This window comes from Streptococcus mitis, assembly GCF_002096835.1.
Classification (GTDB): Bacteria; Bacillota; Bacilli; order Lactobacillales; family Streptococcaceae; genus Streptococcus; species Streptococcus mitis_W.
Map to the genome: position 1 here is coordinate 120,872 of NZ_NCVG01000020.1, position 13,221 is coordinate 134,092.

The 13,221-nt window shown below is 41.1% G+C and carries 9 protein-coding genes; 2 read left to right on the forward strand and 7 right to left on the reverse strand.

The genetic code is table 11. The features are described from left to right. Window positions 1-105 precede the first annotated feature (105 nt). On the forward strand, window positions 106-960 hold the full coding sequence (locus B7699_RS03770) for a hypothetical protein (protein WP_049551296.1): 855 nt from the start codon (window positions 106-108) through the stop codon (window positions 958-960). A 77-nt stretch (window positions 961-1,037) separates the two neighbouring features. Here B7699_RS03770 and B7699_RS03775 read toward each other — a convergent pair whose 3' ends face one another. Then, window positions 1,038-4,181 carry an SIALI-17 repeat-containing surface protein gene (locus tag B7699_RS03775; protein ID WP_239822208.1) on the reverse strand — a complete coding sequence of 1,048 codons (3,144 nt, stop codon included), beginning with the start codon at window positions 4,179-4,181 and terminating at the stop codon, window positions 1,038-1,040. A 563-nt stretch (window positions 4,182-4,744) separates the two neighbouring features. Next, complete coding sequence (locus B7699_RS03785) at window positions 4,745-5,725, reverse strand: acetylxylan esterase (protein ID WP_084927194.1); 981 nt, start codon at window positions 5,723-5,725, stop codon at window positions 4,745-4,747. Between the two features lie 367 nt (window positions 5,726-6,092). Here B7699_RS03785 and B7699_RS03795 point away from each other — a divergent pair, with 367 nt between their 5' ends. Continuing rightward, window positions 6,093-7,004, forward strand: a complete 912-nt coding sequence (locus tag B7699_RS03795; RefSeq protein WP_084927195.1) for an Rpn family recombination-promoting nuclease/putative transposase — start codon at window positions 6,093-6,095, stop codon at window positions 7,002-7,004. Window positions 7,005-7,611: 607 nt separating this feature from the next. Here B7699_RS03795 and recG read toward each other — a convergent pair. The 5 genes from recG to B7699_RS03820 are packed head-to-tail and all read right to left on the reverse strand — an operon-like array spanning window position 7,612 to window position 13,210. After that, window positions 7,612-9,627 carry an ATP-dependent DNA helicase RecG gene (recG, locus tag B7699_RS03800; RefSeq protein ID WP_084927196.1) on the reverse strand — a complete coding sequence of 672 codons (2,016 nt, stop codon included), beginning with the start codon at window positions 9,625-9,627 and terminating at the stop codon, window positions 7,612-7,614. An 18-nt stretch (window positions 9,628-9,645) separates the two neighbouring features. Continuing rightward, entirely contained in the window at window positions 9,646-10,749 is a 1,104-nt protein-coding gene (alr, locus tag B7699_RS03805) for an alanine racemase (RefSeq protein WP_084927197.1), read from the reverse strand. Further along, window positions 10,739-11,101: a holo-ACP synthase gene (gene acpS, locus B7699_RS03810; protein ID WP_000635006.1), complete on the reverse strand. Its 363-nt coding sequence runs from the start codon at window positions 11,099-11,101 to the stop codon at window positions 10,739-10,741. The genes alr and acpS overlap by 11 nt, the downstream gene beginning before the upstream one ends. A gap of 44 nt (window positions 11,102-11,145) precedes the next feature. Continuing rightward, the gene (locus B7699_RS03815; protein WP_084927198.1) at window positions 11,146-12,177 is read right to left on the reverse strand and encodes a 3-deoxy-7-phosphoheptulonate synthase; all 1,032 of its coding nucleotides are present in this window, start codon (window positions 12,175-12,177) and stop codon (window positions 11,146-11,148) included. 1 nt (window position 12,178) lies between these two features. Next, entirely contained in the window at window positions 12,179-13,210 is a 1,032-nt protein-coding gene (locus B7699_RS03820) for a 3-deoxy-7-phosphoheptulonate synthase (RefSeq protein ID WP_084927199.1), read from the reverse strand. Between the last annotated feature and the right edge of the window lie 11 nt (window positions 13,211-13,221).

The window sequence follows — 13,221 nt, forward strand, 5'->3', positions numbered from 1 at the left end:
CAATATTCTATAGAAATTTATTGTATCTATTAATCTGTTGAGTAGACCTATCTTTTTAAAAAGTGTATAATAAAAAACAAATATAATGATTGGATGCGACTGCTAATGGACGAACTAAAAAAGGTTATTACAGATTTAATTGGCAAAGATACTCTAAGTTCTTTCCTTCAACAATTTCCTAACTATTTTCCAATTATACAAAATAATCCCTATTTTTCAAATATAACTACAGGATTAATTATCAATACTATTTGGCAAGCTTTTCAATATAAAAATAATGATTTTAAGATTAATGATGTTATTTTAGAGGAAAAACACGTTCAGAAAAAAGACATAAAAGCTTCAATACCTCTAAGAAATTATTCATCACTTTCGAAGGGGAATCATACTTTTCCATATTTCGCTTTCTCAGAAATAGGTAATCTTCAATTTACTATAAATCAAAACACAAAATTGAAAAGTGTGAAATTAATTTATTCAATAGATGACCAACTTGAAAAGATTGATAATATTGAAAATTTGACTAATGTACTTAAATTTGAAAAATTAAAGCAAAAAAGTAGAAAAAATGAAAAAATTTTTCATTCTGATTGCCCATTAGTATTCTCTTCTGAAAATAAATTTCGATTTAAAAATTTTCTTGTTTGTGTAGACACAGGAAAAAAAGGTTATGATTGCTTTATCATCCAAACATTCCAAGCTGCACTATTTGAGTATTTCGTATTATGTGAAATCAATTCCAATTTAGAATTTGAAAATTTCAAAATTATTTTTCCTACGTATTCATTAAAAAATAGATTTAAAATGCAACATAGAATTATACGGTTAGATAATTTGGATTCACTAGTAGATGATTTTATCATTGATGGTAATTCATATAAAACTGGTGTACATACGCTTCATTTTAAAAATTTTGTAAAATTTTTTTACGATGCATATAACTTTCAACAATGTGACTAATTTAAAAAGAGGTAAGGTTATTTTATTCCCATTACCTCTTTCTATTTTTACAAAGCCAAATGATTAAAATTATTCTCTTATTCTTCTCTCTTTTTCCCCATTGCAAACAATCCAAGGAAGAAACCTATTAGTCCTAGGGAGGTAAGGACTACATTCTCCTTCTCCCCTGTACCAGGAAGTATCTGCTGAGCAAGAGTTACAGGAGAATCTGCTCCCTTATATTCTGCAAATTCATGTACAGCTACATCGGCTACATTCGTACCAACTTTGTACCTAGGGATTTCATGAACTGCTGTCTCCGCACCATTCACGCCACCTCTAAAATCTGGCTTAGCTACTGTAGGGGCTGGAGAATCTCCTAATGTGGATAGAACACCGCTGTACTCTGGAACTTCTGTAACAAGTGATTCGTCTCCGTTCACTCCGCCTGTAAAGGCATACTGTTCAACTGTTGGAGCCAATTCTTCTCCTGAGCTTGATAATGTATCACCCATATACTCTGGCTTAGCTACTGTAGGAGCTGGAGAATCTCCTAATGTAGATAGAACACCGCTATACTCTGGAACTTCTGTAACAAGTGAGTCGCCTCCATTCACTCCGCCTGTGAAGCTCTGTTTTTCAACTTTTGGGGCCGATTCTTCTGCTATTGCTAATGAACCCTTATACTCTGGGATTTCTAGTATCGGAGATTCACCTCCATTCACGCCACCTCTATACTCTGGCTTAGCTACTGTAGGAGCTGGAGAATCACCTAATGTAGATATAACACCACTATACTCTGGAACTTCTGTAACAAGTGAGTCTCCTCCATTCACTCCGCCTGTGAAGTCTGAAATGTGATGAACCTCAGCATCTGCTCCATTGACCCCGCCTCTAAACTCTGGCTTAGCTACTGTAGGAGCTGGAAAGTCTCCTAATGTGGATAGAACACCGCTATACTCTGGAACTTCTGTAACAAGAGATTCGCTTCCATTCACTCCGCCTGTGAAGTCTGGCTTATCTACTGTAGGAGCTGCAAAGTCACCAGATGTACCTAAAATACCAGAATCTTCTTTTCCACTATCTTTTTTTGGATCTAATTTCCCAGCTAAATCCTTATCCGAATCCTTCTTAGAAGGTTCCACTTCTTTATCTTCCACATAGACAGGATCTTTTGGTTGACCCTCAATATAAGAACGAACCCAATCCAGCTGCTCTTTTGATAAGACTAAACCACCACTGCGGCTTCCTACAACACCATTTTGGTGAACTCCAATTAAAGCACCTTTATCATTATAAAGACCACCACCAGACGCTCCAGGTTTCGTACCTCCATAGCTAATTCCCTCTATTCCAGAACCGAAGTCTGTAGTTCCTACTACTTTGCTATCTAAAACTGGACTTAGCTTGTTATCTGGAAAACCATAGACCGAAACTGAATTCCCCTCTACAACTTTTGAAGATTGTTTTACAACCTCTACAGGAGTTACTTCTTTTACTGCTTCTTTTAACCGAACCAAAGCTAAGTCATTTTTAAATCCAAATACTGAATCTTTCTTATTCCAATAAACAATATCATCATCTGAAAAATTCACAGACAACCCATTCGGTAAAGTTGCTTTATACACTGTATTGGTGCGACCAGACTTAGTAACTACCTCAGAACCTTTAACTGTTAAGAAATTATGAGCGACTGTTAACACCAAATTGGGTGCAATTAAAGTACCTGACCCCGACCCATCTGGCGTTTGAATGTGCGTTGTAGCATAGAAATTTTCTGAACCATTCGGAGCTTGTAACACCTCTTTACTAGGCACAGGTAAGTCCGATTTACCACTCAAATCGACTTTACCAACTTCCGTTCTTGCAAAATCCGAAGAAGAGGTAGATGGAGGAGTTACCGAATCTACTACCGCTCTTATAATTGTATTACCTAAAGCTAACTTACTGACATAGTCATCAGACCAACTTGTATCACTTGCTAGTTTGTTAATTGGCACTCCGTTATAGGATACAACTTTAGCTGTTGGGGAAGTTGCTATTAACTGTTTGAAATCTGGATTTTGTCTTAAATGAAAATTCAAACCACTTCCAACGGGACCTTCCTGAACAACCTTATCTGAAATCAAGCGAGTTCCTTTAGTATCTTCCACTCGAAGTAGAACACGACCTTTTTCTTCACCTTTTACTAAAGTAGCTCGACCTTTTTCATCAAAACTATACCAAGCACCATCAATCTCAGATTCTACATCTTTTAAAGCTATATGATTTTCATCATAGTAGTAACGGTTTGCACCATCTATATACCAACCCTTTATACCATATTTATCAATCATAGAACGAATCCAAGCTCTGTGCTTGTCCGTAAAAATCGTACCACCCCCAATACGCTCACTCTCAGGGGCGCTTGAAGTATTTGTTCCGTGCTGGTGGATACCGACTACCTCTCCCTTATCATTAAACAAAGGAGCACCTGAAAAACCTCCTAAAGCTGAGGAATGATAAGTGACTGCACCACTCTCTTTATTGATACTGCTCACAGTTGTTGAGACTGAATAAGCCTTACCGTCTTTCAAGCGAGCTTTATTTTCTTTACTTAAATTTGGAGTAGAAAAATCATTGGGATATCCGACCATAGTGATTTTATCACCAGTAGAAACCTCTTTATGACTCAACTCTCTTGGAGAGTCCTCACCACCTGTCATAGCTTCTACAGGCTTTTTAGTTACCACTACTGCTAAGTCGTTGCTATAGTCTTTACCAAAGTCTTTGCCGTTATACAAGTGAATAGAGTCTTTTTCAAGAGCTTCTGATACCCCTGAAGTAGGTACTTTATTGCTTTTCTCCTTTTCCGAGTTCATTACAACATAACTACGAGCAGACTCCCCACCACGCAAGACCGCAGACTTATCCTCTTGGTTTTTATCATAGTAGTTATGAGCTACTGTTACCATCACATTCGGCGCTACAAAGACACCGCTACCTGATGCGGTTTGTTTTCCACTTGTTCCGCTATCATAAGTGGTATAAGTCATAGCAACACCTTCTGCAGATTTACTATGAACGTCCACATCGTGAATATCACTACCGCCTTGAATAACATCAGCAGAAACAACCCCGCCACCAATAATTGGTAACTCTGGTGCAGCTAAGCCAATCACTGCGGATAGTGTCAAACAACCAACCAAACCATAAGCTTTGGATTTACGAAATTTTCCTAAACCTTTTAAACACACAAACATACATTACCTCACTTTAACTTTCAAAATTAATTTATCCAAGTATATTCTAAAAAATAAAATATTACAGTTTCCATTAGCATAACATTCTCTACTTTGATTCTTACAATAAAAATAGCTATAGATTATTTTGTTCCTTTACAAATGCTATTTAAGTACTGTATCTACAGGAATATCGTTTTTACAAGATATTATCCTAATCAGAAAACCATCTTATACATAAACGTATATATAAATGTTCATTTGTAGCGAAACTGTATATTTTCTTATAAATTATAACATATTTCACAGACGCTTTCCAATGTATTGAAATAGCTTATACCCAACTAGATAGAAAATGAATTGTTTGACACCACAGCCCAGAAAAAAACTCATACTCAATAAAAATCAAAGAGCAAACTAGGAAGCTAGCCGCAGGCTACTCAAGACACTGCTTTGAGGTTGCAGATAAAGCTGACGTGGTTTGAAGAGATTTTCGAAGAGAATGAATTTCAAAGGATATATGAACTAGAATATTTGCTGACTAGACTCTGTACAAAAAGAGAGCTACTGGGCTCTCTCATTCATCATTTCACATATTTAAAAGAAATCTCACTGCCACAGAGCCAATTGTAGACTTGGTCGTTGACAAAAACATTCATAGTTTCATGAGCATACTCTGGCATGATACGATAGGCCTTATCGCAAGTCAGACGATTGTAAATCGCAAACTGGGTAATAGGGTAGCAAACATCATCGTCCAAGCCCGTAATCATCTTAATCTTACCTTTGATACGATGGGCAAGATTTTTCACATCGATATAGGCAAGGGTCGCCATAATCTCCTCCTCAGTTTCATGGAAGGGGTCGTGAAACTTGAAATAACGAAAAAGTTCGTCGTAAGCCTCGCTAGTATTCCCAATCTCAAGCACTCGTCTGAAGTCTGACAAGAATGGATAGATGGCAACAGTTTTCTCAATTCGAGGATTGAGCGCCGCCGCAACCAAGGCTAGAGCCCCTCCTTGCGAGGCACCATAGCTAGAAAGTCGCTTCTCATCTACCTGAGGCAGACTAGCAACAATTTCAACCAACTGGTAAATATCCAGATAAACATCCTTATAAAAGAGGTGATCCCGACCTTCCACAGCACCACGGATAATATGCCCCTTAACGGTATTCCCTAGAGGAGAACGCAAGCCGTCTTGTGAATATCCCGACTGGCCTCGAACATCCATGGAAACAACACCGTAACCAGCTACGGTGAAAGCCAACATGTCGGCCCAGTCCCAGCCACGTCCCATATAACCATGGAAATGGAAGATTAGCGGAACCTTCTCCTCACTTTTTGGAAGAACGACGCGCGCATAGACCTTACCTTCATTGGTTCCTTCAAAGGTTAATTCATAGCACTTGACTTGAGGAATGTGGAAATTTCTTTCCTCCAAGTGGTAGGCTGGAAGAGTTGAAACTTTTTTCACCTCCTCATCCCAGAAAGCATCAAAGTCTTCTGGAACCTCATCCCTGCCTTTATAGGTCTTAATTTCTTCTAGCAAAGCTGGATTTTTCATAATATACTCCTTTTATTTTGTAATCGCTATCACAACTGTAGCATATCTAGGTAATCAATGCAAGAAAGAAGGATAATACTCTTCGAAAATCTCTTCAAACCACATCAACGTCGCCTTGTCGTATATATATGTTACTGACTTCGTCAGTTCTATCTGCAACCTCAAAACAGTGTTTTGAGCAACCTGCGGCTAGTTTCCTAGTTTGCTCTTTGATTTTCATTGGGTCACTTCTAAAACTAACTTCCAGTTTTGGGAGAGAGAGGGAAGTTACTTTGAGAAGTTACGCTTTTTTACGAATAAATAGATAGAAGCACTAAATCTAGTCAACCTAGAGGTAAAAATGTGCTATAATGAAAGGAGAGAAAGAATGATTCTCAGACATCCGGGCATTAGCCCGACCAATGATTTAGTGGCTAAGAAGATTTTTAGCAATCCAGAAATCACTTGTCAATTTATTCGCGATATGCTGGACTTACCAGCCAAAAATGTGACCATTTTGGAGGGAAGCAATATTCACGTATTACCCTCCATACCTTATTCAGTGCAGGATTTCTATACCAGTATAGACGTTTTAGCGGAGTTAGACAACGGCACCCAGGTTATTATCGAAATACAAGTGCATCATCAGAATTTTTTCATCAATCGCCTGTGGGCTTACCTATGCAGTCAGGTCAATCAAAATCTAGAAAAAATTCGTCAACAAGAAGGAAACACTCACCAGAGTTACAAACACATCGCACCAGTATACGCAATTGCTATTGTGGATAGTAATTATTTCTCAGATGACCTAGCCTTTCACAGTTTCAGTATGCGTGAGGACACGACAGGTGAGGTTTTAACCATTACCAACAATGGTCAGGAAAACCATTTAGTTAAGATGGCGTTCTTGGAACTAAAAAAATACAGAGAAACCAGCAAAGATAGCATTCGCAAACCATGGTTAGAGTTTTTTGGGAATAAACCCTTTACTCAGCAACCCGAGCGAGCTATTAGCCAGGCAGTCCAACTGCTAGACTATAAGAGCTGGTCCGAGGAGGACAGGAAAATGTTTAGTCAACTACGTATGCGCGAAGAACAGGCATTGCTAGCACAGGACTATGCCTTGGAAACTGCTAGAGCAGAGGGCATTGAACAAGGCCGAGAAGAGGGAGTTGAACACGGTCTAGAGCGTGGGAAAATCTTTACCTTTCTAGATTTAGTACGCCAACATGTTTTAACTTCCGAATTTGCGAGTGAACAATTGGGTATGACCGTTGATGAGTTTGAGGCCTTGTTGTAAGACCAGCACTAACAGTCAGAAAAACCATCTAGTCAAGATGGCATTTTTGGAATTAAAAAATATAGAGAAACCAGCAAGGACAGGGTTCGCAAGCCGTAGTTGGAGTTTTTGTAAATCATTAAATCAATGACAGATTTTTCCGTAATAGATGGAAGAATCTGTTTTTTAGTTATGCTAGATGTGGGTTCTGAAATAGTAAGATATGGTGTATTGAAATAAGATATGAACAAAGAAATTAGGAAAGTCAAATTATAGTTAAATGAAATAAAAACTGAACAAATTAATTGCGGAATTCAAACTAATTTCTAACAATGTTTTAGAAAACACGGTGGACTATTCAAGATTCAATCTACTATAATTTCTAGAAATTTTTTAGAATCCGCAGTGTGCTATTTTAGATTCAATAAATTGTGCTTTTAAAAACGAAAAAAGAGCATTTCCGCCCTTTTTCTCCTGCTCAATCTTAGTTTTTTGCTTCTTTCTTCTGGAAAGTGGTTTGGTAATTTACTTTAATCGTTACTGTCATGTGAGAGTCCTCGTTTCTTTTTGATGACTCTAGTATAAGGGCCGAACCTGAAAGCTAGCTTAAGATTTCCTTAGAAAAAGCTTAATCTAGATGTTCTTTCTTCTCCAAATGAAGGGCAATCATGCGCCATTCTGGATCCTCTTGCCAAGCTTCTATCGAACTAATGTAACTAGCAACTTTTCTGGCTTCTTCTAAAATTGGAAAATCTTCAATAATATCAGCCACTTGGAATTCTGGAAGTCCTGACTGTCTGGTTCCAAAAATTTCACCTGAACCACGCATTTTCAAATCTTCCTCAGCAAGAACAAAACCATTGGTGGTTTCTGTCATGATGCGCATACGGTCTTTCCCAGAATCCGTCTTGGGATTGGCAACAAGAACTGCATAGGACTGCTTATCTCCCCGACCAACACGACCTCTGAGCTGGTGAAGCTGGCTGAGCCCGAAGCGATCGGCATCCATGATAATCATGACGGTCGCATTGGGAATATTGACCCCTACCTCGATAACCGTCGTTGAAACCAGAATATCCGTTTTTCGCTCTTTGAACTCCTGCATAATCTGGTCTTTTTCGTCACTCTTCATCTTACCATGTAGAAGAGCCACCTCTGCCTTACCAGCAAAATGAGCCGTCAATTCCTCAGATAAAGCAATAGCATTTTTCAAATCCAGAGCTTCTGATTCTTCAATCAAGGGAGAGATGACATAGGCTTGTGAACCTTTTTGAATTTCCCCCTCTAACCAAGTCAAGACCTGAGATAGTTGCTCATGCTTGATCCAGCGTGTCACAATAGGCTTCCGCCCTGCTGGCATCTGGTCAATAATGGAAACATCCATATCGCCAAATGCCGTGATAGCCAGCGTCCGTGGTATGGGAGTCGCCGTCATCATGAGGACATCTGGGTTGTCGCCTTTTTCTCTCAGAACACGCCTTTGCCCTACACCAAAGCGGTGCTGCTCATCGATGATAATCAAGCCAAGACGAGCATAATCTACCCCATCCTGAATCAGAGCGTGGGTTCCGATAATCAAATCAGCCTCACCCTTGGCAATAGTCTCCAAGACTTCTCTCTTTTCTGCAGCTTTCAAGGAACCTGTCAAAAGAGCCAGTTTCAAGTCTGGAAAAAGGTTCTGTAAACTCTCAAAATGTTGCTCTGCAAGGATTTCTGTTGGCACCATGAGGGCTGATTGGTAGCCAGCCGTCACCGCCGCAAACATGGCCAAGCCAGCGACGACTGTTTTTCCACTCCCCACATCCCCTTGTAGGAGACGATTCATGTGGTGGTCGGACTTCATGTCTATCAAAATTTCCTGCAAACTCTTTTCCTGAGCTGGAGTCAGGGCAAAAGGTAGATTTTCTTTAACAGTCGCCACTTTTTCCTGAGACCAATCAAGAACCAGGCCACTTCCCTGAACTCTATTTTCAGACTTGAGCGTCTGTAACTGCATTTGGAAGTAAAAGAGTTCCTCAAACTTGATACGGCGAAGGGCCTGCTTGTATTCTTCCAAATCCTTGGGGAAATGCATGGCGCGGACTGCCTGACAACGGGACATGAGTTTGTATTTGTCCAGCAAGGACTGGGGAAGATTTTCTTCTATTAAGAGGTCCAGCCCCTGATCAAAGGCCGTCTTGATGACCTTGACCAGACTGGCCTGACTGATTCCCTGAGCCAAGCGATAGACAGGTTGGAGGTCATCTTCCACCTGAGCTAGGACCTTCATCCCTGTCAGACTAGCCTTGGCGCGGTCCCATTTTCCAAAGACAGCAAGGCTTGCTCCCAACTCTATCTTATCAGCTAGATAGGGCTGGTTAAAGAAATTCACCGCAAAAACAACTTCTCCCTGCTTGAGACTAAAGCGCAGTCGATTGCGCTTGAAACCATAATACTGAACACTAGCAGGAGTCACAACCTGACCAGAAAGAACCGCCTTTTCACCGTCTTCCAGTTCCAGCACCTGCTTGGTCTTGAAATCTTCATATCGGAAAGGAAAGTAGAGCAAGAGGTCTTGCAAGTTTTCAATTCCTAGTTTGGCGTACTTCTCTGCTGACTTTGGTCCCACACCAGGTAAGACATGCAAGGGTTGATGTAGATTCATGCTCCACTCCTTTCTTTTCTAATAATATTCTCTCGGAATGCGATCGCTGAGGAGACAAACTACCTCATAGTTAATAGTCCCACGGTAGGTCGCTACCTGAGTTGCTGTGATTTCCTTGCCCCCGTTATAACCAATTAATGTTACCTTTGTTCCTAGCGGATAAGGCTTAGGCAGACGAATGGTGATTTGGTCCATAGAAACTCGTCCGACGATTGGGCAGGCTTGCCCATCTACCAAGACAGAAAAATTCTGCAGGTCTCGTGTCCATCCATCCGCATAGCCAATCGGTACAGTCGCGATGACTTGCTCGCTATCTGCCTGATAGGTCGCTCCATAGCCCATGCAAGCTCCAGCTGGAACCGTCTTAACATGAACCAGAGCAGACTCCAAGGTCAAGGCTGGTTTCAAGTCATAGGGCAAGTCCAAGACCTCTCCGCTAGGGTTAAGACCATACATAGCATCTCCCATACGAACCGCGTTAAAAATAGTCTCTGCATGCCAAAGAGTCGTTGCAGAATTGCTAGCATGAACCAGCTCTGGAAGACCTTTCATACTGGCCAAAATAGTTTTAAATCTCTCTAACTGGGCATTAAAGTAGTCATCTGATTTCTCGTCTGCAGTAGCAAAGTGGGTAAAAATCCCTTCAACACGAGCACCATGTTGTTGGAGCAAGGCTTGAGCCTGCTCAGCTTCACTAGCCTCTCGAAAACCAATCCGTCCCATTCCTGAATCAATCTTGAGGTGGACTGTCAATCCAGTTAGGTCCACTTCCTTATCTAAGAGTGCTTGAATCCACTCCAGCCCAGCCACTGTCAAGGTGATGTCGTATTCTTTAGCAAGAGAAACAGCTTCGATTTCAGAAACTCCTAAAATGAGGATTTTCTTCCTGAGTCCAGCTTGTCTGAGTTCAATAGCTTCATCGATATTTGAAACGCAAAAGCCGTCTACATCTTCTTGGATTGCCTTGGCAACAGCTACTGCCCCATGCCCGTAAGCATTGGCCTTGACCACTGCCCACTTGAGCGTTCCTTGAGGGATATGAGCCCCCATTTGCTGAATATTTTGTCGAATAGCTCCCAGATGAATCAGAGCCTTGGTTGGTCTATGTGGACTAGCTTTCATGATTTTCCTCCAAAATGACACTGGCTGTCACAAACTGATCTGTATGGCTGATAGAGAGCCAAATCTTTCCTGAAAATGGTGACTGACTAAAATAAGGCGCCCCGCGCTCATTGTTCAAGACTTCCAAATCCTGGAAACCGAGCTTGCCAATGCCCGTTCCCATAGCCTTGGAAAAAGCCTCCTTAGCTGACCAGCGACCAGCCAAATATTCAATCTGCCTGCGCCCTTTGAGACTGGTGAAGCGCTCCATTTCCTTAGCGGTCAGCACGCGCTTAGCAAAACCTTCATGTCGTGTAACTGCGCTTTCTATCGAAGCCAATTCTTCGATGTCAATTCCGTGTCCAACTATCATTCTCATCAAAAGGAGTTGAGATTCCCCAACTCCATCCTTTTCACTTATTTTGTCAAAGTAGCATAAATCTCTTCTACCAAAGCCTCTGTATTTTCCCAACCTAGGCAAGGGTCTGTAATAGAGCAACCAAAGACCTCTGGTTGGTTTTGACGACCATCTGCTAGGTAGGATTCAATCATAAAACCTCGAACTGTCTTTTTAATTTTCTCGTTCCAATCACGATTTTGCAAGGTCTGGCGAACAATCCGAATCTGCTCCATATATTGCTTGCCTGAATTATCATGGTTGGTATCGATGAGGATAAAAGGATTTTCAAGTCCCATTGCCTCATAACGTTCAATGGCATTTAGCAGAGTTTCGTAGTAAAAATTAGGCTCATTTTTCCCATATTCATTGACTGCTCCACGGAGGATAACGTGGGCCAAAGGATTTCCTGAAGTCTCCACTTCTTGACCATGGAAGAGGAAGGTTTGTTTGTTTTGGGCAGCATAGATACCGTTAAACATGACCCCAAGATTTCCTGAGGTTGGATTTTTCATCCCGACCGGTGCATCAATCCCTGAGGCTACAAAGCGGTGCTCTTGGTCTTCCACAGAACGAGCTCCTACAGCATGGTAGCTGACCAAATCATCGACCAAGACCAAATTTGACGGATAAAGCATCTCGTCAGCCGTTGTCAAACCAGTCTCTGTAATTACGCGGTAGTGCAACTGGCGCACAGCCTGCAAGCCGTTAATCAGACTTGGAGCCTTAGAAGTATCTGGCTGGTGAACCAAACCTTTATAGCCGTCTCCGTTGGTACGAGGTTTAGCTGTATAAACACGCATAACCATGAAAATCTTGTCCGCCACCTTCTTTTGCAAGGCAGATAAACGGCGGGCATATTCCAAGACAGACTCTTCATTATCAGAAGAGCAAGGACCAATCACCAAAAGGATCCGGTCATCTTCTCCTGAAATAATGTCTGCCAATTCTCTATCACGGCGCTCCTTTAGTCGCAAGGCTTCCGCAGACAATTGGGTTTCTGCCTTGATTGCTTCAATATCGATTTCTTGACCTTTTTCAATAAATGCCATCTTATTCTCCTAGCGTTTGGTAGATTTCTCTGACAAGGGCTTCCGTATTTTCCCAGCCAAGGCAAGGGTCCGTGATAGACTTGCCAAATACTTCTGGTTCGTTTTGACGACCGTCTTCTAGATAAGACTCAATCATAAAGCCACGAACGTACTGCTTGATCTTTTCATTCCAATCACGATTAATTAAAGTCTGACGGACAATTCGAATTTGGTCCATATGTTGCTTACCAGAATTGTCATGATTGGTATCCACAATGATAAAGGGATTTTCCAAGCCCATTTTCTCATACTGAGCAATGGTATCCATCAAATTATCATAGTAGTAGTTAGGAATATTCTTACCATACTCATTGATTGCTCCACGAAGAATGGCATGTGAAAGCGGGTTACCAGTTGTTTCCACTTCTTTTCCTAGGAAAAGGAAGCTTTGTTTGTTTTGAGCAGCATAAATCCCATTAAACATAACATTGAGATTTCCAGAAGTTGGATTTTTAAAACCAGTCGCAAAATCTGCCCCACTTGCCACAAAGCGGTGTTGCTGGTCTTCAACCGAACGAGCACCAACCGCCATGTAAGAAATCAAATCATCCACAAGCGGAAGATTTTCAGGATAAAGCATTTCATCAGCTGTTGTCATGCCTGTTTCTGTGATAACACGATAGTGAAGATGGCGAACAGCTTTAATTCCGTTGATAAGACTAGGCGCTTCTGTCGCATTAGGCTGGTGAATCAAGCCCTTATAGCCATCTCCGTTGGTACGGGGTTTAGCAGTATAAACACGCATAACCATAAAGATACGGTCTGCTACTTCTTCTTGCAAAGCTGCCAAACGCTTAGCGTACTCAAGAACAGCTTCTTCATTGTCAGATGAGCATGGCCCGATTACCAAGAGAATCCGCTGGTCTTCTCCACGTATAATGGCTTCTAGCTCTTGATCGCGCTGTGATTTTCTCTCCAAAGCTTGGCCTTCTAATTTTGATAAGGCACGAACTTCTTCAATATTAATTTTAGGACTTTTTGCTGTAAATACCATAACTCATCTCC

Bases quoted from the DNA above. Each gene is read 5' to 3' on its own strand.
- B7699_RS03770 (WP_049551296.1), top strand. From the start codon at position 106: ATGGACGAACTAAAAAAGGTTATTACAGATTTAATTGGCAAAGATACT.
- B7699_RS03775 (WP_239822208.1), bottom strand. From the start codon at position 4,181: ATGTTTGTGTGTTTAAAAGGTTTAGGAAAATTTCGTAAATCCAAAGCT.
- B7699_RS03785 (WP_084927194.1), bottom strand. From the start codon at position 5,725: ATGAAAAATCCAGCTTTGCTAGAAGAAATTAAGACCTATAAAGGCAGG.
- B7699_RS03795 (WP_084927195.1), top strand. From the start codon at position 6,093: ATGATTCTCAGACATCCGGGCATTAGCCCGACCAATGATTTAGTGGCT.
- recG (WP_084927196.1), bottom strand. From the start codon at position 9,627: ATGAATCTACATCAACCCTTGCATGTCTTACCTGGTGTGGGACCAAAG.
- alr (WP_084927197.1), bottom strand. From the start codon at position 10,749: ATGAAAGCTAGTCCACATAGACCAACCAAGGCTCTGATTCATCTGGGA.
- acpS (WP_000635006.1), bottom strand. From the start codon at position 11,101: ATGATAGTTGGACACGGAATTGACATCGAAGAATTGGCTTCGATAGAA.
- B7699_RS03815 (WP_084927198.1), bottom strand. From the start codon at position 12,177: ATGGCATTTATTGAAAAAGGTCAAGAAATCGATATTGAAGCAATCAAG.
- B7699_RS03820 (WP_084927199.1), bottom strand. From the start codon at position 13,210: ATGGTATTTACAGCAAAAAGTCCTAAAATTAATATTGAAGAAGTTCGT.